Origin of the sequence: Planobispora longispora, assembly GCF_016863135.1 — a bacterium.
Classification (GTDB): domain Bacteria; phylum Actinomycetota; class Actinomycetes; order Streptosporangiales; family Streptosporangiaceae; genus Planobispora; species Planobispora longispora.
The window spans coordinates 39,030-60,136 of sequence record NZ_BOOH01000048.1; the positions used below are offsets into that span (position 1 = coordinate 39,030).

The 21,107-nt window shown below is 70.6% G+C and carries 19 protein-coding genes; 10 read left to right on the forward strand and 9 right to left on the reverse strand.

The window, feature by feature from the left end:
• Positions 1 to 628 precede the first annotated feature (628 nt).
• Entirely contained in the window at positions 629 to 2,014 is a 1,386-nt protein-coding gene (locus tag Plo01_RS28640; RefSeq protein WP_203893824.1) for a GH1 family beta-glucosidase, read from the forward strand.
• Between the two features lie 105 nt (positions 2,015 to 2,119).
• On the opposite strand, the gene Plo01_RS28645 is transcribed toward Plo01_RS28640, so the two are convergent.
• The gene (locus Plo01_RS28645; protein WP_203893825.1) at positions 2,120 to 2,887 is read right to left on the reverse strand and encodes an SDR family NAD(P)-dependent oxidoreductase; all 768 of its coding nucleotides are present in this window, start codon (positions 2,885 to 2,887) and stop codon (positions 2,120 to 2,122) included.
• 138 nt (positions 2,888 to 3,025) lie between these two features.
• Here Plo01_RS28645 and Plo01_RS28650 point away from each other — a divergent pair, with 138 nt between their 5' ends.
• A complete protein-coding gene (locus tag Plo01_RS28650; protein ID WP_275415432.1) occupies positions 3,026 to 3,400 on the forward strand; it encodes an FKBP-type peptidyl-prolyl cis-trans isomerase in 375 nt (124 codons plus the stop codon).
• A 194-nt stretch (positions 3,401 to 3,594) separates the two neighbouring features.
• Positions 3,595 to 5,121, forward strand: a complete 1,527-nt coding sequence (locus Plo01_RS28655; RefSeq protein WP_203893826.1) for an ATP-dependent DNA ligase — start codon at positions 3,595 to 3,597, stop codon at positions 5,119 to 5,121.
• A 67-nt stretch (positions 5,122 to 5,188) separates the two neighbouring features.
• Here Plo01_RS28655 and Plo01_RS28660 read toward each other — a convergent pair whose 3' ends face one another.
• Positions 5,189 to 5,638: a helix-turn-helix domain-containing protein gene (locus tag Plo01_RS28660; RefSeq protein ID WP_203893827.1), complete on the reverse strand. Its 450-nt coding sequence runs from the start codon at positions 5,636 to 5,638 to the stop codon at positions 5,189 to 5,191.
• Positions 5,639 to 5,702: 64 nt separating this feature from the next.
• On the opposite strand from Plo01_RS28660, the gene Plo01_RS28665 reads away from it, so the two are divergent.
• Positions 5,703 to 6,896, forward strand: a complete 1,194-nt coding sequence (locus Plo01_RS28665) for an MFS transporter (RefSeq protein WP_203893828.1) — start codon at positions 5,703 to 5,705, stop codon at positions 6,894 to 6,896.
• Between the two features lie 13 nt (positions 6,897 to 6,909).
• Here Plo01_RS28665 and Plo01_RS28670 read toward each other — a convergent pair whose 3' ends face one another.
• Entirely contained in the window at positions 6,910 to 7,473 is a 564-nt protein-coding gene (locus tag Plo01_RS28670) for a DUF1707 and DUF4870 domain-containing protein (protein ID WP_239317243.1), read from the reverse strand.
• A gap of 241 nt (positions 7,474 to 7,714) precedes the next feature.
• On the opposite strand from Plo01_RS28670, the gene Plo01_RS28675 reads away from it, so the two are divergent.
• The gene (locus tag Plo01_RS28675; RefSeq protein ID WP_203893830.1) at positions 7,715 to 8,053 is read left to right on the forward strand and encodes a hypothetical protein; all 339 of its coding nucleotides are present in this window, start codon (positions 7,715 to 7,717) and stop codon (positions 8,051 to 8,053) included.
• A gap of 113 nt (positions 8,054 to 8,166) precedes the next feature.
• Here Plo01_RS28675 and Plo01_RS28680 read toward each other — a convergent pair whose 3' ends face one another.
• The 5 genes from Plo01_RS28680 to Plo01_RS28700 form a co-directional block, all read right to left on the reverse strand.
• Positions 8,167 to 9,288 (reverse strand): DUF4192 domain-containing protein, encoded by a 1,122-nt coding sequence (locus tag Plo01_RS28680; RefSeq protein ID WP_275415433.1) that lies wholly within the window; start codon positions 9,286 to 9,288, stop codon positions 8,167 to 8,169.
• Between the two features lie 213 nt (positions 9,289 to 9,501).
• Positions 9,502 to 10,464 (reverse strand): EI24 domain-containing protein, encoded by a 963-nt coding sequence (locus Plo01_RS28685; RefSeq protein ID WP_239317247.1) that lies wholly within the window; start codon positions 10,462 to 10,464, stop codon positions 9,502 to 9,504.
• A gap of 116 nt (positions 10,465 to 10,580) precedes the next feature.
• Positions 10,581 to 11,174 (reverse strand): Maf family protein, encoded by a 594-nt coding sequence (locus tag Plo01_RS28690; protein WP_203893832.1) that lies wholly within the window; start codon positions 11,172 to 11,174, stop codon positions 10,581 to 10,583.
• Positions 11,175 to 11,274: 100 nt separating this feature from the next.
• A complete protein-coding gene (locus tag Plo01_RS28695; RefSeq protein ID WP_203893833.1) occupies positions 11,275 to 12,150 on the reverse strand; it encodes a hypothetical protein in 876 nt (291 codons plus the stop codon).
• A 179-nt stretch (positions 12,151 to 12,329) separates the two neighbouring features.
• Positions 12,330 to 13,049: a peptidyl-tRNA hydrolase gene (locus Plo01_RS28700; protein ID WP_239317249.1), complete on the reverse strand. Its 720-nt coding sequence runs from the start codon at positions 13,047 to 13,049 to the stop codon at positions 12,330 to 12,332.
• A gap of 660 nt (positions 13,050 to 13,709) precedes the next feature.
• Between Plo01_RS28700 and Plo01_RS28705 the strand changes: the two genes are divergently transcribed.
• From Plo01_RS28705 to Plo01_RS41245, 5 genes are all read left to right on the forward strand, one after another.
• The gene (locus Plo01_RS28705) at positions 13,710 to 15,455 is read left to right on the forward strand and encodes an ABC transporter family substrate-binding protein (protein ID WP_203893834.1); all 1,746 of its coding nucleotides are present in this window, start codon (positions 13,710 to 13,712) and stop codon (positions 15,453 to 15,455) included.
• Between the two features lie 167 nt (positions 15,456 to 15,622).
• Positions 15,623 to 17,131: an ABC transporter permease subunit gene (locus Plo01_RS28710; RefSeq protein ID WP_203893835.1), complete on the forward strand. Its 1,509-nt coding sequence runs from the start codon at positions 15,623 to 15,625 to the stop codon at positions 17,129 to 17,131.
• A gap of 19 nt (positions 17,132 to 17,150) precedes the next feature.
• On the forward strand, positions 17,151 to 18,131 hold the full coding sequence (locus tag Plo01_RS28715; RefSeq protein WP_203893836.1) for an ABC transporter permease: 981 nt from the start codon (positions 17,151 to 17,153) through the stop codon (positions 18,129 to 18,131).
• A complete protein-coding gene (locus Plo01_RS41240) occupies positions 18,131 to 19,306 on the forward strand; it encodes an ABC transporter ATP-binding protein (protein WP_203893837.1) in 1,176 nt (391 codons plus the stop codon). Before Plo01_RS28715 ends, Plo01_RS41240 begins: the two co-directional genes overlap by 1 nt.
• Positions 19,303 to 20,337, forward strand: coding sequence for an ABC transporter ATP-binding protein (locus Plo01_RS41245; RefSeq protein ID WP_203893838.1), 1,035 nt, complete (start codon positions 19,303 to 19,305; stop codon positions 20,335 to 20,337). The genes Plo01_RS41240 and Plo01_RS41245 overlap by 4 nt, the downstream gene beginning before the upstream one ends.
• A 76-nt stretch (positions 20,338 to 20,413) precedes the next feature.
• On the opposite strand, the gene Plo01_RS28730 is transcribed toward Plo01_RS41245, so the two are convergent.
• Positions 20,414 to 21,052 carry a TetR/AcrR family transcriptional regulator gene (locus Plo01_RS28730; RefSeq protein ID WP_239317251.1) on the reverse strand — a complete coding sequence of 213 codons (639 nt, stop codon included), beginning with the start codon at positions 21,050 to 21,052 and terminating at the stop codon, positions 20,414 to 20,416.
• Positions 21,053 to 21,107 lie beyond the last annotated feature (55 nt).

Here is a 21,107-nt window from a genome sequence, read left to right on the forward strand (position 1 = left end):
CGGCCGGGCGGCCCCGCGGCGTCCGCGCAGGCCGTCGCGCGAGCACGTTTCCGCCGTGGTGACCGAGCAACTCACAATGCGAGAGCGCTCTCTGAGCTTTGTGGGGCGCCTGACACCATGTCAACGTCCGTGACACTACGGTTACGGACTTGATAAACCAGGGTTTCGGTCAGCCCGTATGAGGAAGAGGGCGGGCCGGAGCGGCCCGGCGACGAGAACGCTCTCGATCATGCGTCGGGCGGGACCCCGTGCGACCCCGCCCGACGGTGCGCGGCATGCCGTACGGCGAAGATCAGATCAGTTCACCGCGGGAGTGGTCGGCCTGGTTCTCCAGGGAAGGAGCGGGTACGCTTCCAGAGGCGTGGGAGCGCTCCCAAAAGCGGGGACGGCACTGGGAGAGACCGCCGAACGGGACCACTTTAGAGAGCGCTCTCCATCCCAGGAAGACGATCGCGCACGGGCGTCTCATCGGCATGTTCTCCCCGGAATTCCACCGGGTTGTGGATCATCGCCTTGACATGCCCGTCCGAGTGACACGATGCTGTCTGAGAGCGCTCTCCGCCGTTCGGGGCGAGGCGGATCGACGGCGAGGCGAAAGGGGCGGTGAGGAATGAGCCTGTCCGCAGGAATGTCCACTGATCTATCCGCGGAGACTTCGGGCGAGCCCGCGGGCGACCTGACCTTCCCGCCGGGCTTCTTCTGGGGGACCGCGACCGCCGCCTACCAGATCGAGGGAGCGGCACGCGAAGACGGCCGCGGCGTGTCCATCTGGGACACCTTCTCCCGCACCCCCGGCAAGGTCGTCGGCGGCCACACCGGCGACGTGGCCTGCGACCACTATCACCGCTACCGCGAGGACGTGGCCATGATGGCCGACCTCGGGATGCAGGCCTACCGCTTCTCGGTCGCCTGGCCCCGCATCCAGCCGGACGGCTCGGGCCCGGCCGACCCCCGCGGCCTGGACTTCTACGACCGGCTCGTCGACGAGCTGCACGGCCACGGCATCACGCCCATCGTGACGCTCTACCACTGGGACCTGCCGCAGACCCTGGAGGACCGGGGCGGCTGGGCCGGCCGCGAGACCGCCGAGCGCTTCGCCGAGTACGCCGCCGTCATGTACGGCAGGCTCGGCGACCGGGTCCGGACCTGGACCACCCTCAACGAGCCCTGGTGCTCCTCCTTCCTCGGCTACGGCTGCGGGATCCACGCGCCCGGCCGCACCGAGCCGGACGCCGCCTTCGCCGCGGTCCACCACCTGCTGCTGGGCCACGGGCTGGCCGTCGCCGAACTGCGCGCCGCGGGAGCCGAGCAGGTCGGCATCACCCTCAACCTCGCCCCCGTCAGCGGTCCCGACCCCGAGGCCGTCACGATCATCGACGGCCTGCACAACCGGATCTTCCTCGACCCGATCCTCCGCGGGGAGTACCCCGCCGACGTCGTCGAGCGCGCCCGCAGGTTCACCGACTGGTCCTTCGTCCGCGACGGCGACCTGGACCTCATCTCCGCCCCCATCGACCTGCTCGGCATCAACTACTACAGCCCCACCAGGGTCGAGACGCGCGCCGGGCAGCCCGCCAGCCCGGTCCACCCGGGCAGCGAGGGCATCGCGTTCGTCCAGGGCGAGGAGGAGAAGACCGCGATGGGCTGGTCGGTCGTGCCGTCCGGCCTGACCGAGCTGCTGACCAGGGTCGCCCGCGACTACCCGGGCGTCCCCCTGGTCATCACCGAGAACGGCGCCGCCTTCGACGACGTGCTCGCCGACGGCCGGGTCGCCGACGAGCGGCGGACCGCCTACCTCGACGGCCACTTCCGCGCCGCGCACGCCGCGATCGCCGCCGGCGTCGACCTCCGCGGCTACCTGGTGTGGTCGCTGATGGACAACTTCGAGTGGGCCGAGGGATACGCCAAGCGCTTCGGCCTGGTCCACGTCGACTACGCCTCCCAGCGCAGGGTGCCCAAGGACAGCGCCCTGTGGTACCGCGAGGTCATCCGGAACAACGGCCTGCGGGCCTGACCCGTCCGACCCGTCCGGCCCGGCATGTCACGACCCGGCATGTCACGACCGGGCCTGTCACCGCCGGCCGGACGCGCCCCGCCGCACGGTCCCGGCGGGGCGGGCTCAGATCCTGCGCCAGCCGCCGCCCGCGTGGATGCCGCCGTCGACGTGCAAGGTGGTCCCGGTGACGAACCCGGCCATCGGGCTCGCCAGGAACACCACCGCCGCGGCGGCGTCCGCCGGGTCGCCGAGGCGGCCCAGCGGCGGCAGCCGTACCGGCTCGAAGGGCAGCGGATCGGCCAGCATCCGCTCCCGGACCGCCTCCTCCCCTCCGGTGGGCAGGGCGTCGGGGGCGATGGCGTTCACCCGGATCCCCCGCGGGGCCAGCTCCAGCGCGAGCGACCGGGTCAGGTTCTCCACCGCCGCCTTCATCGCCGCGTAGACCGCGAACCCGGGCGCCGCCTGGTGCGCCTCGCTGGAGGTCACGTTGACGATCGAGGAGCCCTCCCCCAGCAACGGCAGGAACTTCCGGATCACGGCCGTGACCTGGGTGAAGTTCTCCTCGATCAGCATGGTCTCCCCACGCGGCGAGACATCGGCGAAAGCCGCGTGGAAGGTGCCGCCCGCGTTGTTGACCAGCACGTCCACCCGCCCGAAGCGCTCCTCCACCGCCTGGGCGAACACCTGCAGCGCCACCGGATCACGAACGTCCATCGTCATGGTGAACGCGTCGTCGAACCCGTTGATCGGCTTCCGATCGCAGAGCGCCACCTCGGCGCCGAAGTTCCGCAGGGCCTCCGCGATGGCCCTGCCCAGTCCCCTCGCCGCCCCGGTCACCACCGCGACCTTCCCGGTGACCAGAATCTCCTCCGGCTCGTACGGCGTGCGCATCCCGCCTCCTCACGATCTCCATGAGCGTACGACGCCGAACCCGGCGCGTCCTCCTGCCACCCGTACGGGCCGCGGACCCCGTAGAGTCGTCCGGCCGGTCGGAACTCGGCCGGCCTGTATCGATCAAGGAGAGACCACGTGGCACTGGAGAAGCCGGAGATCGACTTCCCGGAGGGCGACGCGCCCAAGGATCTGCAGATCATCGACATCGTCGAGGGGACCGGCCCGGAGGCCAAGCCTGGTCACCAGGTGAGCGTGCACTATGTCGGCGTCGCCTTCTCCACCGGAGAGGAGTTCGACGCCTCCTGGAACCGGGGTGAAACCTTCGAGTTCTCGCTCGGCGGGGGCCAGGTCATCGCGGGATGGGACCAGGGCGTCGCGGGCATGAAGGTCGGCGGCCGCCGCCGCCTCGTCATCCCGCCCCACCTGGGCTACGGCGACCGCGGCGCGGGCCGCGTCATCAAGCCCGGCGAGACCCTCATCTTCGTCGTGGACCTGCTCGGCGTCCGCTGACGCCCGGGGTGCCCGGCCACCGTGCCGGGCACCTCCCCCTTCCCCTCTTCCCGGCCTCCTTCCCCCGCGCTTTCCCCGCCGCCGTACGGTGAGCGGGCGATGAGAGATCATCCGTACGCTTTACGCTGTAGATCGAGAAGGAATCCCGGGGCCGCTCTCCCGGATTGTCGCTCCCAGCTCATAGGCTGATTCCTGTGCTGTTGATCGATCTCGCGCGCACCTCCGCGGCCGTGGCCGCCGACTCCGCCCGGCTGGCGAAAATCCGTCACCTCGCGGAGTTGCTCGGCAGGGTGGAGCCCGGCGAGGCTGAGATCGCCATCGCCTACCTCTCGGGCGAGCTCCCCCAGCGGCAGATCGGTGTCGGCTGGACGAGCCTGCGCGACCTGCCCGATCCCAGGCTCGCCGCCACCGCGACCCTGGGCCAGGTCGACGACCTGCTCAGCCGGGTCAAATCCCAGGCCGGTCCGGGTTCCCAGACGGCGCGCAAGGCCCTGGTGACAGAGCTGTTCGCGGCGCTCACCACTCCCGAGCAGACCTTCCTGTCCCGGTTGCTCCGCGGCGAGCTGCGGCAGGGCGCGCTGGAAGGGGTGATGATCGAGGCCATCGCGAAGGCGGCGGGAGCACCGGCCGCCGAGGTGCGGCGGGCCCTGACGCTACGGGGCTGGCTGCCCGCCGTGGGCGCGGCCGCGCTGAGCGGCGGCGTCGACGCGCTGCGGGCCTTCCGCCTGGAGGTGGGCCGCCCGGTCGCGCCGATGCTGGCGCAGAGCGCCACCTCCGTCGCCGCCGCGCTGGACAAGCTCGGCGGTCCGGCCGCCGTCGAGTGGAAGCTGGACGGCGTCCGCATCCAGGCGCACCGCTCCGGCGACACCGTGTCCGTGTTCAGCCGCACCCTCGACGAGATCACCGCCCAGGTGCCCGAAGTGGTCGAGGCGGTCCGCGCGTGTCCCGCCACAGACCTGGTGCTGGACGGAGAGGTCATCGCCCTGCGTGCGGACGGCCGCCCCGCGCCCTTCCAGATCACCTCCGGCCGCGTGGCCAGCCGGACCGACGTGGACAAGGCCCGCCGGACCACACCGCTGAGCGTGTTCTTCTTCGACGCGCTGCGGGTGGACGGCGCCGACCTCCTCGACCTGCCCGGCGAGGAACGCCACGCGGCCCTGACCCGGACCGTCCCCGCCGGACTGATCGCGCCCCGGCTGGTCACCGGCGACGCCGCGAGCGGCGAGGCGTTCTTCGCCGAGGTGATCAGGGGCGGGCACGAAGGCGTGGTGGTGAAGTCGCTGCAGACCCCCTACGCGGCGGGACGGCGAGGCGCGGGCTGGATCAAAGTGAAGCCCCGGCACACGCTTGACCTGGTCGTCCTCGCGGCCGAATGGGGCAGCGGCCGGCGCGAGGGCTGGCTCTCCAACCTCCATCTGGGGGCCCGCGATCCGGACGGCGGCGGCTTCGTCATGCTCGGCAAGACCTTCAAAGGCCTGACCGACGAGTTGCTCACCTGGCAGACCGAACGCTTCCTGGCGCTCGCCGAGGGCCCCACCGACAGCTGGACGGTCGCCGTCCGCCCCGAGCTCGTCGTCGAGATCGCCTTCGACGGCGTCCAGCGCTCCAGTCGTTACCCCGGTGGCATGGCCCTGCGCTTCGCACGGGTCATCCGCTACCGGCCCGACAAGACCGCCGACCAGGCCGACACCGTGGAGACGGTCCGCTCCCTGATGGTCTGACGCCCTTCCGGCCCGAACCCTTCCGCCCGGCCCGAGCCCTTCCGCCCGGCGATCGATCCCCGGGCGGTCACCCGGCGGGGTGGGCGAGAACGAGCACGAGCGCGTCCAGGAGGCGCTGCCAGTCGCGCTCGGACAGTTCGTCCCGGTGGAGGGCGCGGGCGACGGCGGCCAGCGCGTCCAGCAGCCGGGCCCGGACCTGGTGCGGCTCCTGCCCGAGGAGCGCGGCCAGCTCGCCCGCCGCGCGGCGGAAGGAACGGGTGCGGGCGAAGGCCAGGAGCGTGGGCGGCGGGACCGGTTCGGCGGCGTCGCCACCGGGCTCGTCGAGGGTGACGGTCAGGCGGGCGCCGAGCGCGGCGGCCAGCCGGTCGAGGGCGGACAGGGTGGGGTTGCCCCGGCCGTTCTCCAAGTTGGCCACGTACGGCACTGACAGTGCGGCGTCGGCGGCGACCGAGGCGACGGTCCGGCCGAGCGCGGCTCGCCGGGCGCGCAGGCGCCGGCCCAGATCGGCGTGATCCATGCTCTTATCTTGACAGAATAATTCGATCGAGATTCTATCCTCACAGGAAAGAGTGAGGGGAAGCATGCTGCGGGCCCTGCGAGTGCGAGACTTCCGGCTGCTGTGGACGGCACGGCTCAGCGCCACTCTCGCCGCGGGGCTCCTGGTCGTCGCGGTTCCCGCCCACGTGTACGCGGTGACCGGTTCGGTGCTGGTGACCGGTTTCACCCTGGCCGTGGAGTATCTCCCGGTCCTGCTGCTGGGGCCGTTCGCCGGAGTCCTGGCCGACCGGTGGGACCGCCGGCGCCTCATGACCGGTACCGACCTCGCCCGCGCGGCAGCCGTCTGTCTGATCGTGTTCGCCCGCACCCCCGACACCGTCGGGCTCATCTACCTGGCGGTGCTCGCCGAGGGAACGGCGGCGGTGCTGTTCCGCCCGGCGGCCCAGGCGCACACCCCCGCCGTCGTCGGCACCGGATCCACGCTGGCCGCCGCGAACGCGGCCAATGCCGTCGCCTCCGGCGTCATCGGGCTGGGAGCGGCCCCGCTCGGCGCCGCGCTGTTCTCCGCCTTCGGCATCGGCGCCGTCGTCACGGTCGCCGCCGTGGGCTATCTGGTCTCCGCCGTGACGATCGCGTCCACCCGGCCGCATCCCCGCGGCCGGCACTCTCACCGGCGTCCCCTGGACGAACTGCGCGACGGGCTGCGCCACCTCCACCGGTCCGCCGCCACCCGCGCCCTGATGATCACCGGCGGCCTCTACCTGGCGGCGAACGCGGCGCTCACCGCGCTGCTGGTGCCGTTCGCGGCGACCTTCCTCGGCGACGGCACGCAGGTGGGCTGGATGTTGTCGGCGCTGAGCGCCGGTTTCCTGCTCGGCGCCCCGGTCAGCCGGAGGATCGTCGACCGGTTCCCCGCGCGGACCACGATCACAGGCGGCCAGGTCCTCGTCGCGATCGCGTTCTTCATGATGTTCAACGCCCGGTCGCTGCCCATGGCGCTGACCGCGGCGCTCCTGCTCGGCGTCCCCGGCGTCACGGTGCTGGTCGCCCTGCAGACATGGCTGCAGCGGGTCAGCCCGCCCGCGCTCCTCGGCCGCGTCAGCGCGGCGTTCCTCACCGCCGAGGCCGCCGCGACGATGGCCGGCGCGTTCGCCGGCCCCGCCCTGGGCGAGCTGGCGGGTCTGCCCCTCGCCCTCAACGTCGCCTGCGCCCTCACCCTCGGGGCGGCCGCCGCGGCTTTCCTCCTGGTGCCGGCCTCCCCCGCGGCGGCGACATGACCAGGAAGCGGGGCTATTTCACCAACCGCACGGTGAACGGGTAGCGGAACCCTCCCTCTCCGAGGGCCGCCACACCGCCGACGATGGACAGCACCACACCCGCGACCCAGAGCACGGGGATCAGCACGGCTCCGACGAATGTGATCCCGAGCAGTATGGAGGCGCCGATCAGGGTCAGCTGGAAGTTGAGCGCCTCCACCGCGTGCTTGCGGATGTAGGGGGAGGTCTTGCCCGCCGCCAGCAGCATGATCAGAGGTCCGAATACGACCAGGCCGGTCAGCGGGAGCAGGTGAGCCGCCGCCGCGCCCACGCGGTCTCCGCCGCTGTCCGCCCGCGCCCGGCCGCATCCGAGACCGCCGCCGTAGCTGGAGGCCGGGAGCGCCGAACTCCGCGGGGGCGGGTACGGCGTGGGCTGGCGGGAGCCGTACAGCTCGTGCATGATCGGCATGAGGTCGCCGTGGACCCGGGCCGTCATCGCCCGCTCCAGCCGGTCGTCGAACTCGAGCTTGTCCAGCCGCCCTTCCGCGTAGGCGGCCTTGACGTGCTCGACCACCTGCTCACGGTCCTGGTTGCTCACCCTGAGATCGGCGTAGCCCGGCCTCGGGCCCGCTGCCGGAACGCCCCCGTGCCATGGGTTCACCGGCGGTGTCGCTGTGCCTGCCATGGGACCGAACTCCCTTTCGTCGCTGTGACCTCCATGTTCGTCTCACGTGGGTGTCCGGCACATCCGGGTTCTCCCCTACCTGTCCCCTAGAGTCCTCCCTGGAGTCCACCATGGAATCCGCCATGGAATGCCTTAGGGATGTATAAAAAGGAGCATGAGATGGCGGGATCGCTATGGTTTGAGGCGTCTGCGTGGGCCGAAGATCGCCAAGTTCGATCGTGAGGCGAACGACGCCGACATCGAGGCGCTCATCGCCTTCGCGAAGTCGCGGCGGGGTGTGGAGTTCTACGTCGAACCGGAGACCTTCGCCACGGACACCACGGCTGTCGCCGTGGCCGACGACGGTGAGTGGACCCGGCGCCGAGTCGGCTCCCCCGCGGTGATCAGCAAGATCGCCCGCGGCCTCGCTCTCCCGGTCTACGACGTGCAGCTCACCGGTTATCCGCCCCGGATGCGGGCTTACAACGAGCGCCGCAAGCGCGAAGAGAGCTGATCTCCGGCCGGACGCCCAGAGAAGCTGAGGTGCCAGAGAAGCCCGGAGTGCCAGAAAAGAGGGGTGTCCGCGGGCCACGAGCCGCCGTACAGGAGCGTCTGGACACGGTGGCGTCATCCGGCCAGCGAAATCGGGCCCGGGGGCGACTCTCTCAACAGGGCCGCCATCGGAAGCAGCCAGGAGGCTCTGGGGTCGCCCATCTCCTGATCCAGCTCTTCCGAGTTGGGCATCCTGTCGTTGAGCGCGCTCGGCGGGAGCATGTGGTGCAGGGCCTGCGTGAGCAGATTGGCCATGGAGTAACCGGGATCGGCGTCACGGGCCCGGGCCAGGGCGATGCCCGCCAGGGCGGAGTCGCCCCGGCACCAGGCGGCCATGGCGAGCAGGGATGCGGCCGGGGCTGCGAATCCCGGCTCCAGCCGCCGGGTGAGGTCGTGCCAGAGCCGGTGGTGGACTTCGCGGTCCTTCTCGGCGATCAGCGCCCAGGCCTCGTCCCGGACCCGGATCACCGCGAGATCGATGCCGAGTCTGGCCGCTCGCTCGTCGTCGAGCCGTCCGCCCGCGGCATAGGCCGCGACGGCCTCGCGCACCCGGGCTATCCCGTCCGCGACGAACTCCGCCGCGAACCTGTCCGCGTCGCCGCATTCGGCGAGCCGGCCGCGCAGTTCTTCCAGCACACGGGCGGTGACCCGGCTCATGGCCACCCGCTCAGGACCGCCGAGGGGAGCCAGCGAGCGCTCCAGCGCGGCACGATCGGGCAGGGCGACCAGCCCGTGCACCGTGGCCTGGGCTGCGATCACACTGTTCTCCCGGTCGTACGGCAGGCCCGCGGGCGGGCAGCAGTCGGCGCGCGAGCAGAGGTAGGACCAGTAACGTCCGTCCTCCACCCGGAGCACGTCGAGGAGCGTGATCCGGCTCTCCCGGAACGACGTGATGACCGCGTCGGCCGCCGGGGTCACCAGCGACCCCGGGCCGTAGCCCACGACGACGGCCCTCGTGATCTCTTCCTTGTCGAGCAGTGACACGATCCGGCCGGAGCCCGGGACGGCCAGCGGCAGGTCCCATCGGGCGGTGAGATGCAGGCGGCCTCGGGGAGGCGTGCCCTTCAGGCCGATCACGACGAGGCTGTCGGCGGGATGGAACCCCAGGAGATAGGGCACCGCCCCGAGGAGGTCCTCCGTGGAGCCGAGCAGGAGGCCGGGCCATGCCGCCGGGGCGTTCGAGGACGGAGCACTCAGACCCGGGGCGTGCCGATCAGAGGAAGGCGGATCCGGAACCGGCGAATCCGCGGCCCGCAGGTCAGGCGCCTGCGGATCATGAACTTGAGGATCATGAGCTGGCGGGACGGGGGCCCGCGGGTCAGGGGTGTCGGTTGCCATGGCCGGAAGTCTGGCCGAATCCGGCCATGGCGTTTCCCCGTTCCGGGGGCCCTGTGGACGATCGGCAGCGACTCAGCGGCCCTGTGGAAAAGCCCCCGGCGGGAACTGCCCGGGCGGCACGTTCCCGGGCGGGCGCTGTCCGGGCGGGACCGTGCCCTGCGGGAGATGCCCGGGCGGCACACTGCCGGGCGGGAACTGTCCGGGCGGGATGTTCCCCGCCGGGCGCTGTCCGGCCGGGAAACGCCCCGGCGGGAGATGCCCCGGCGGCAGAGCCCCGGACGCGGCGGCGGCGGGCGCCAGCCGTACCCGGACCATGATGGCCGCGCCCGCGACGGCGGCGGGCATCGCGATCACCGCTCCCAGCGGGATGAGGAAGAGCAGGAAGAGGATGACGCCGAACCCGAGAGCGAAGGCCCTGTTCGCGCGGAGCACGGCGAAACGGTTCTTCCGCGCCAGTCCCCTGCGCTCCATGGCGAGGGCGGTCAGCTCCACGGTCAGGAAGAACCCGGAGACCATGGCGCCGAGCACCGGCACCACCGTCTGCCCGATCACCGGCACGAACCCGAGGAAGAACAGCGGGATCGTGAACAACAACAGGTAGCCGAGGGTGACCAGGCTGTCCTTGATCGACCTGAGGATCGACCGCCACAGCGGCAGTTCGTGGCCCCGAGGCACCTCGCCGTAGGTCTCCTCCACCTTTTCGGAGAGCTTCTCGTAGAACGGCTCGCCGAGGACGAGGGTCACCGCGGCGAAGGTCACCACGGCCAGCACGAGCCCGGCGCCGAAGAAGACCACGCCGATCAGGAACCGGAAGGTGGTCCTGGCCGCCTCGGCCCATCCGTCGGCGAAGGGTGTCGCCCACTCGGCCAGCCCGCCCGCGTTGACTCCGAGGAAGTAGAGCCCCACGGCGTACAGGACGAACACGATCAGCGCCGGGACGAGCCCGAACAGCCACCACCGGGGGTGCCGTGCCACCCAGCGCAGTCCCTGGAAGAAAAAGCCGATGCCGTCCTTGAAGGAGCGGATTACACCCATGTCGTGAAGGCTATCGGGATCGGCTGGTCACCGCGCGACGGCGCCGGACGCCACCGCACCGCGACCCGCCGTACCGGCGCCGGAGGGGCGGACTGGCGGCGGGAGGGGTGGGGGCGTCAGGGGCGCTGCCAGAGGGAGGGGACGGTGACGTCCAGGGCCGCGAAGAGACGGCGCAGGAGGGGGAGGGAGATGCCCAGGACGTTGCCGTGGTCGCCGTCGATGCCGTCGACGAACCAGCCGCCGAGGCCGTCCAGGGTGAAGGCCCCGGCGACCTTGAGGGGCTCTCCGGACTCGACGTAGGCGGCGATCTCGTCGTCCGAGGGGGTGCCGAAGCGGACGGTCGTGGCGGCGACCTCGGAGACCTCCCTGCCGGTCGAGGTGTCGATCACGCAGTGGCCGGTGAGGAGGCGGCCGCTCCGGCCGCGCATGCTCCGCCAGCGGGCGACGGCGTCCTCCGCGGAGGACGGCTTGCCGTAGGCCCTGCCGTCGAGTTCCAGCATCGAGTCACAGCCGATGACCAGGGCGCCGTCGAGATCCCGCGCCACGACCGCCGCCTTCGCCCTGGCCAGGGTGAGGCAGAGGGCGGCCGGGGTGTCGGCGGTGACGGCTTCCTCGTCCACACCGCTGACGATCACTTTGGGGTCGATCCCGGCGCTGCGGAGCAGGGCGAGGCGGGCGGGGGACGCGGAGGCGAGAACGATCTGGGTCACGTCGGCCCAGCTTACCGATGGGCGCCGTTCCCGCCCGCCGGTTCCGGGCCGCTCCCCGCCCCGTCCGGGTCACGTCGGGCTGATCGACGCCCCGTCCGGATCAGATCGGGCTGATCGACGCCATCGCGGTGTTGATGTCGCGCCAGCGCGCGCGCTGGGAGTCGGGGATCGTCATGAAGACCAGAGCGGGTTTCTTGCCGGAGACCTCGGTCAGCGCGACGGCGGCCATGGAGGAGCGGGTCTTGCCCTTCACCTTGTACACGACCTTGTAGGCGAGCAGCCAGCCGTCCTCGGTCGGCTGGGAGGCGACCCAGCTGATCCGGCCGCCCTCCGGGTGGTGGTTGAGCGTCCAGCGGGCCGCGAGGAGCGCGGTGTCCTTCGGCGTGGCCTGCACCAGGGTCGGGACCGGGCAGCTCACCAGCATCGCCCGGTGCCCGGCGCCGCGCGCCGCCGGCAGCACCTGCCGGGTGGCGAAGGGAGAGGCGCCGTAGGGCTTCCACGGTTTGCCGAACCGGATCAGCGACACACCGGACTTCTCGTCGCGGACGCGGCTCTTGGTGGAGTACGCCTTCCCGGGGAGACGGCCGAGCCGCTTGTCGGCGGGCAGCTCGGGCACCCGCGGGTCGGCCAGCGCCGCCTTCACCGCGCTGCCGTCCGGCGTGGGACTGCTCTCCGGCGTGGGACTCGCAGCCGTGGGGCTGGCCGCCGCCGTGGTCGTGGCGGCGGACGAGGCGGGACCGGACGAGGGGGCCGCGGTAGATGGCGCGGCGATCTGCCCCGGCCTCTCCTCGCCCGGTTGCTCCGCGGAGCCGGACCACACGAGTCCGGCCACGACGGCGGCCGCCGCCACGACCAGCGCGACGGCCACCGCGAGAATGCGGTAGATCACCTTCATCCGCAGGTCGCCGATGAAGGAACGCTTGAGAGGCGCCCCCGCGGCGGGCGCAGGAGGTGTCCTGGGAGGGGTGCCGGTCATCTCGGGTTCGCCGGTCCCGGCAGCTTCATCTGTCGGAGCGACATCCGTCCCCCGAGTCCCCTGAGTACCGCCCGACCCATCCAGCACGCTCGGGAGCGTACGACAAATCCCGTTTTCGCGCGCGCCATCCCCATCACACTTCGGGAACGAGTGCCTTCCTCATCCCCTGTTCCCCATGGTCAGGACGATCGCAGCGGCCCGGACCCCGCGGGGCGGAAGCCCTCTCCGCGCAACCACGGGGCGTCCGCGACGACGGTGCGCGAGCCGGGCTCGATCTCGGTGAACCCGGCGTCCCGCACCGTCGGGAGGTCCATCCCGCTCAGCGCGGCCCACTTCTCCGGGGAGGCGGTCCGTACGGCGAGCGCGAACCCCCGCTCCCGCCACTCCCGTCGCGCGTCCTCACTCCCGGCCCACCAGGCGAGCTGAGCCGCGTGCCCCGCCTGGGCCATGGCCTTGCCCGCCGACATCGACAGATCCGGGTTCAGCCAGAGCACCACCTCACCGTCCCCGGGGAGGCCGGGCGCGGCGGAGTCGGCCAGGTCGGTCCCGGAGACCTGGAGCCTGGCCAGGTCCCTGGGCCAGGCGTCCAGCGGGATCGGCGGATGGACGTGGACCTCCGCGGTGCGGTGCGCGACCGTGATCCCCGGCAGGTCGAGCGCCCGCCGCCATTCGGCCCCGCGGGCCCGCCGTACGACCTTCCTGATCCCGATGTTCTCCCAGTCGCGCACCGCCCCGGCCCATTCGCCGCCGTCCAGCGCCCGGGGGTCGGCCAGCAGCGACAGCACGGCCAGCGCCGCCGCCTCCAGGGCGTCGGTCCTCTCGGGCGGGGCGGCCCGCTCGATCCGCACCACCAGGGGGAGCACCTTCTGAGCCGCCACGCCTTCACGCTGATCCGTCATGCCTCCAAGGATGCCCATGCCGGAGGGGGCCCGGGGCACCGGCCACCGGCGCCCGGAGGCGGGAAGGCGGCCGCGAGCCGGGCGAGGACCGGCGGGGAAGAGAGGACCGGCGGAGGGAGAAGACCGGCAGAGGGAGATATGCGGCATGGTTCCCACAAAAACCCGACACATAGGATGATTCCACCATTAACCATCGACCATACCCTTGCTTGGCGCGAAATTGCTGCCAGAAGGCCCTTTCAGGGGTTTCTCCATACCCACGGGCGGCAGCGCGACGAAAGCGCGCCCTCCTGGAGGGCGAAAAGCCGGGCCCGCACCCTCTGGTCACGGAGCGTCAGGAATGATCCGCCCGTCGCCGGAGGTCCCGGCGATGAAATCACTGCCCAGAGCGCGAAGATCATCACCGTGCATCCCTGCTAAACTACTCTCTGTCATCTCAAATACTGGGACGATTCGGGCAAACGTTACGTTTTTCCTGATCCTCACCTATTGCGGTGTTTCAGGCTTCACGCCCGAGTTTGTTACAGGTTGGGACGCTGCCGGTCTCAGGTCTGCAACACCCCTGTCGTCCTACTTGTCCAGAACAGAGTCATGGTGCTCAGCTTTGTTCGACCATAGCTGGCGGCTGACCTCAAACCGGATAATTGAAGGAGTGCTGCCGTGTTCCACACGCGGACATCTGGCAAGTTTCTAGCAGCGGTTGCGGGAGGTGCACTCCTCCTCACCGCATGTGCGGGCAATGACAACAACGCGGCCAACCCGAACGCGTCGGGCTCGGCATCGGCTCCCGCGGCGGCGACGACCGTCACCTACGCCTACGACCAGGAGTTCAGCTCCTACAACGGCAACACCGGTGCGGAGAACGCCGCTCGCAACAACGGCCCGCTGCAGCGAGTGCTGACCGGTTTCTGGTACTTCGGCGGCGACGGCGCGGTGACCCCCAACAAGGACTTCGGTTCTTACGAGAAGGTCTCCGACGACCCGCTGACGGTCAAGTACACGATCAACCCCGCCGCCGTCTGGTCGGACGGGACTCCGATCGACTGTGACGACCTGATGCTCGCCTGGGCCGCGAACTCGGGCAAGGTCAAGGGCTTCTCCACCGCCGGCACCACCGGCTGGGACCTGACCTCCACCCCCGACTGCGAGAAGGGCGGCAAGGAGATCACGCACACCTACTCCGAGCCGTTCGCCGACTGGCACGGCGCCCTCTACGCCCAGGGGCAGATCATGCCCGCCCACGTCGTGGAGAAGAAGGGCAACATCTCGGAGGAGGAGTTCATCGAGGCCGTCAAGAAGGCCGATGACAAGAAGCTCGCCGACGCCATCAAGTTCTACAACGACGGCTGGGTCATGAAGGGCGGGCTCCTCAGCGAGGACCTGATCCCCTCGTCCGGCCCGTACAAGCTCGCCAAGTGGGACGTCGGCCAGTCGCTCACCTTCGCCGCCAACGACAAGTACTGGGGCACCAAGCCGAAGACCCAGACGATCGTCGAGCGCTTCATCGCCCTGGACCAGCAGGCGCAGGCGCTGCAGAACGGTGAGGTCAACATCGTCTACCCGCAGCCGGGTCCGGACGTCCTCAACCAGCTCAACGCCCTGGAGGGCGTGACGGTCAAGAGTGGTGACCAGTTCTTCTACGACCACCTCGACTTCAACTTCGACTCCAGCCCCTTCAAGGACCGCAACCTGCGCGAGGCGTTCGCCAAGTGCGTGCCGCGGCAGCTCATCGTGGACAACCTGATCAAGCCGATCAACCCGAACGCGAAGATCCTGCAGGCCCGCATCACCGCCAGCACCCAGGCCCGCTACCCGGAGATCGTCGCCGGCATCGGCGGCGAGGAGAAGAAGTACGACCAGGTCGACATCGAGGGCGCCAAGGCCCTGCTGGAGAAGGCCGGCAAGACCGGCCTCGAGGTCAAGATCGGCTACCAGAGCCCGAACCCGCGCCGCACCTCCGTCGTCCAGCTGATCGCCGACTCCTGCAACAAGGCCGGCTTCAAGATCAAGGACAACGGCGCCGAGGACTTCTTCGGCAACGGCCTGGCCAACAACACCTATGACGTCGCCCTCTTCGGCTGGATCGGCTCCGACCTGGTCAGCAGCAGCACCTCGACCTACGTCACGCCCAAGAAGTGCGACAGCGAGAACAAGGGCAACAACAACGGCTGCTACTCCAACAAGAAGGTGGACGAGCTGCTGAACAAGGTCAACGTCACGACCGACCAGGCCGCTCAGGTTCCGCTGCTGGCCGAGGCCGAGAAGCTCATGTGGCAGGACCTGGCCACCATCCCGCTCTACGAGAACCCGAACCTGACCGCGTGGTCGGAGGGTGTCACCGGCGTGGTCCCGAACCCGACCCAGGCGGGCATCGCCTGGAACATGGACCAGTGGGCCATCAGCTAGATCCGGATCGGACCATCAGCTAGATCCGATTCCCCGCTCCGCCGGCCGCCCCTCAGGCCGGCGGAGCGCGACGGACACCCGGGGCCGGGACCGAGGGGGCCACAAGCCCTCCCGATCCCGGCCCTGAGCCACGTAGTCTCCTCTTCACAAGAACGGGAGGTGACGAAGTGATCGTCTTCATCGTGCGGAGACTGGTCATCTCGTTCTTCGTCCTCCTGGCGGCGACCTTCATCATCTACGTCCTCACGGCGCTCGCGGGCGACCCGTTGGAGGACCTACGCCAGGACAACAGCCCCAACAAGGCGCAGAAGATCGCCGATCGGAGCGAGCGCATGCAGCTCGACCTCCCGATCCCGCTGCGCTACCTGAACTGGCTCGGCAACCTCGCCCGCGGCTCCCTGGGCGTGAACCGCGACGGCCAGGACGTCGCCACCCTGCTGGCCGACGCGCTCTCCGCGACGCTCCAGCTCGTGCTCGCCGCCACCGTGCTGGCGATCACCATCGGCATCGTGGTCGGCATCACCTCGGCGCTCCGCCAGTACAGCGGTTTCGACTACACCGTCACTTTCGCAGCCTTCGTCTGCTTCTCGCTACCGCTTTTCTGGGTGGCGGTAATGCTCAAGCAGTACATGGCGATCGAGTTCAACAACTGGCTGAAGGACCCGGTCATCCCCCCCACCGTCATCGGGATGCTGGCGCTCCTCGGCGGCCTGATCTTCGGCGCGCTCACCGTGGGCGAGCGCAAGCGGCGCCTGTTCGCCTTCGGCATCGGCTTCCTGATCAGCGGCGCGCTGTTCACGCTCCTGTCGGTGACCCGCTGGTTCGCCGACCCCGCCCTGGGCCTGCCCCTGATCCTCGCCTTCGGCCTGGCCGCCGCCGTCGGCTTCACCGCCCTGGCCGCCGGGCTGCAGTACCGCGGCCCGCTGTACGCGACCCTCGCCGCAGCGGTGATCGGCGCCCTGTCCTCGCAGGTGCTGTCGCCGATTCTGACCAACCCGACCTGGCTGGAGATCGGCGGGCTGGTGCTGCTGACCGTCGCGGTCTGCGTCGGCCTGGGCTACGCGTTCGGCGGCCTGCAGCGCCGTCAGGCGATCACCGCGACGGTGCTGACCGGATTGTTCACCGGCGGGATGGTCTTCCTCGACCGGATGCTCCAGTCGTTCGCCTCCTACAGCGCCTCCGTGCGGGGCCGCCCGATCTCCACCATCGGCGCCCGCACCCCCAACTACAGCGGCGACTTCTGGCAGACGAGCCTGGACTCCGCCGGTCACCTGCTGCTGCCGAGCATGGCGCTCATCCTGATCTCGCTGGCGACCTACACCCGCTACAGCCGGGCGAGCATGCTGGAGGTCATGAACCAGGACTACGTCCGTACGGCCCGCGCCAAGGGCCTGCCGGAGCGGACCGTCGTGGTCAAGCACGCCTTCCGCAACGGGCTCATCCCGATCACCACACTGATGGCCTTCGACTTCGCGGGAGTGATCGGCGGCGCCGTGGTCACCGAGACCGTGTTCGGCTGGCGCGGCATGGGCTTCCTGTTCACCAAGGGGCTGTACGAGGTGGACCCGGGGCCGGTGATGGCGTTCTTCCTCGTCACCGGTACCGCGATCGTCGTCTGCAACATGATCGCCGACATCCTCTACGCCTACCTCGACCCGCGCATCCGGCTGTCGTGAAAGCATCGGAGAACCACCCATGACACTCAGCGCGCAGGCACCCGAGTCGAACACCGGAGCGGCTCAGGGCATGACCATCGTCGCCCGCACCCAGGCGCAGATGGTCCGCCGCCGCTTCTTCCGGCACCGCGCCGCCCTCGCCGGAATGATCATCTTCGGTCTCGTCCTCCTGTTGTCGTTCAGCTCGATCGGCTTCCTGGGCGTCTCCGGATGGTGGGACAAGAGCTATCTGGCCACCGGCGCCCTGGTGAACCAGGGCAAGCCGACCCTCAGCGTGGTCCCCGAGTTCCTCGGCGGGAGCGGCATCCGTCTCGGCGAGCACCCGTTCGGCCAGGACGACATCGGCGTCGACTACTTCGCCAAGACCATGCGCGGCGCCCAGCAGTCGATCATCGTCGCCTTCCTGGTCGCCGTCGTCGCCACCAGTGTCGGCACTCTCGTCGGCGCCGTGGCCGGCTACTACCGGGGCAAGACCGAGTCCGTCCTCATGCGCTTCACCGACGTGATGATCACCATCCCCGTCCTGGTGATCGCGGCCGTCGTCGGCCGCCGCTTCGGTGACAGCGGCGTCCTGCTGCTCGGCACCTTCATCGGGCTGGTGATCTGGCCGAGCATGGCCCGGCTGCTGCGCGGCGAGTTCCTCTCCCTGCGCGAGAAGGAGTTCGTCGAGGCGGCCCGCGCGGTCGGCACCTCCGCGTCCCGGATCATCTTCCGTCACATCCTGCCGAACACCGTGGGCGTGATCATCGTCGCCGCGACGCTGTCGGTGGCGAACGCGGTGCTGCTGGAGTCGGCTCTGTCCTTCCTCGGTCTCGGCGTCCAGGCGCCGGACACCTCGCTCGGACAGCTGATCAACGAGTACCGCACCGCGATGGTGACCCGTCCCTGGCTGTTCTGGTGGCCGGGTATCTTCATCATCGCCATCGCACTCTCGATCAACTTCATCGGCGACGGCCTGCGCGACGCCTTCGACCCCCGACAGACCAGGGTGCGTGCCTGATGACGACTCCTCCGAACGTGCCGATCGAGCCCCACGCGGTCGACCCGCACGTCTTCGACGACCCCGCCGCCGCGGCGGCGTCCGGCCAGATCCTCGACTCCGCCGAGGAGGTGCACGTCGGCCTGACCCTGGACGCCGTGCGCCCGCCCTCGCACGAGGAGATCCTCCGGGTCGAGAACCTGACCGTGGAGTTCCCCACCGAGGACGGCGTGGTCCACGCGGTCCGGGGCGTCTCCTACGGCCTGCGCGAGCGCGAGGTGCTCGGCATCGTCGGCGAGTCCGGCTCCGGCAAGTCCGTGTCCTCCCTCGCGGTCATGGGCCTGCTGCCCAAGAGCGCCCGGATCAAGGGCCGGATCCTCTTCCGCGGCGACGACATGCTGAAGATGTCGCCGCGCAAGCAGCGGGGCCTGCGCGGACGGAAGATCGCGATGATCTTCCAGGACCCGATGACGGCGCTGAACCCGGTCCACACGATCGGCGACCAGCTCGCCGAGGCGGTGCTCGCGCACGAGCTGATGCCGCGCAAGACCGCGCTGGCCCGGGCCAGGGAGATGCTCGACCTGGTCGGCATCCCGCAGGCCGAGGCGCGGCTGCGCAGCTACCCGCACGAGTTCTCCGGCGGCATGCGCCAGCGCGCGATGATCGCCATGGCGGTCATCAACAACCCGGACATCATCATCGCCGACGAGCCGACCACGGCCCTCGACGTGACCGTCCAGGCGCAGATCCTGGAGAAGCTCCTGGAGGTCAAGGACGCGGTCAACGCCGCCATCGTGCTCATCACGCACGACCTGGGCGTGATCGCGGGCATGGCCCACCGGGTGCTGGTCATGTACGCCGGGCGCCCCGTCGAGCTCGGCGACACCGACCCGGTGTTCGAGGAGCCCCGCATGCCGTACACCGCGGGCCTGCTCGGTTCGATCCCGTCGCTGGAGGGCGGCGGGTCACGGCTCCGTCCGATCAAGGGCACTCCCCCGTCGCTGATCAACCTGCCGACCGGCTGCCCCTTCTCGCCGCGCTGCCCGCTCGCCACGGACATCTGCCGGACCGAGGAGCCGCAACTGGCCGAGACCGACAGCGGGGGGCACTTCGCGGCCTGTCACCACTGGGACAAGCTGGCCGCGGCCGAGGACCCCACCGTGTTCTTCCGTACCGAGAGCGAGACCGTGGCATGAGTGTGAAGACCGAGGAGACGCCCGCGCCCCAGCGCGAGCCGGACACGGGCGACCACCTGCTCAAGGTCCAGGACCTGGTGATGAACTTCCCGGTCCGCAGCGGCGGTTTCCTGCGCCGGGTGGTGGCCCAGGTCCAGGCCGTCAGCGGGGTGTCCCTGCACGTCGACGCGGGTGAGACCCTCGGTGTGGTGGGCGAGTCCGGCTGCGGCAAGTCCACGACGGGCCGGGCGATCCTCCAGCTGCACCAGCCCACCGCGGGCTCGGTCCGCTTCCAGGGCAAGGAACTGGTCGGCCTGTCGGCCAAGCAGATGCGGCCGGTCCGCCGCGACATGCAGATCGTCTTCCAGGACCCCTACGCCTCGCTCAACCCGAAGCTGCCGGTCAACGACATCGTCGCCGAGCCGCTGAAGGTCCACGACCGGTGGAAGGACGGCGGCCCGGAGCGGGTGGCCGAGCTGCTGCGCCTGGTCGGGCTCAGTCCCGAGCACGGCAACCGGTACCCGCACGAGTTCTCCGGCGGCCAGCGCCAGCGCGTCGGCATCGCCCGCGCGCTGGCGCTGGAGCCGAAGCTGCTCATCCTGGACGAGCCGGTCTCGGCGCTGGACGTGTCGGTCCAGGCCGGCGTGGTGAACCTGCTGGAGGACCTGCAGGACCGGCTCGGCCTGGCCTACGTGTTCATCGCGCACGACCTGTCGGTGGTCCGCCACATCTCCGACCGGGTCGCGGTGATGTACCTCGGGAAGATCGTCGAGACCGGTCCCCGGGACGATCTCTACGACCGGCCCGCCCACCCCTACACGCAGGCGCTGCTGTCGGCCGCCCCCATGGCCAACCCGAAGGAGGAGCGGGCCCGCGAGCGCGTCATCCTCACCGGTGACGTGCCCAGCCCGCTGAACCCGCCGAGCGGCTGCCGCTTCCGCACCCGCTGCTGGAAGGCTCAGGAGATCTGCGCCGTCGAGGAGCCGGCCCTCGTCGACCGCGGCAACGGCCACCCGGTGGCCTGCCACTTCGCCGAGGTCGTCAGCCGCTGACCCACCACCGGACGAGCCGTGCGGGATGCCCTCCCGCACGGCTCTCCGCGTTTTCCTGGACCGTCCTCCCGGGGCGCTACCGCGCGTCTCCGGAGCCGTCCTCCCGGCCGGGACGCCGTGGCACGAAGACCCCGGCCCGGGCGGCGGCCAGCGCGGCCTCCGCGGCCCGGTGCGCCGCGGGCTCGTCGAGGGGCTCGCCGGTGACGAACAGCCGGTAGTACAGCGGGGCGCAGGCGGTGCGCACGACGTCGGCCCCGTCGGTTCCGTCCGGGGTCTCCCCGCGTGCCACCGACCGGGTCACCACCGCGGCGGCCTGCCCGTGGCGGGCCTCGAAGAAGGCGGTCAGCGCCTGGCGCCCCTGGGGGGAACGGAGCGCGGCGAGGATCACGTTCCGGGGGGTGACGCCGTGGCCGGGATCGGTGAAGCCCGCGTAGACCTCATGGGTGATCGCGCGCAGGTCGTCCCGGAGCGAGCCGGTGTCGGGGACCTGCCAGGGCTGCCCGGCCGAGCGGGAGAGCACGTCGGCGACGAGCCCGTCCACCCCGCCCCACCTGCGGTAGAGCGTCGCCTTGTGCACCCCCGAGCGGACCGCCACGGCCTCCACGGTCAGCCCGTCGTATCCCCGGCCCGTCAGCTCGGCCAGGGTCGCGTCGAGTACGGCCGCGCGGACGCGGGCGCTGCGTCCGCCGGGACGTTTGATGGGCGTCTCCGACACGGCCGTCTCCGTCACGTCAGTGGGCACCGTCCGACATGGCCATACTAATGCGATT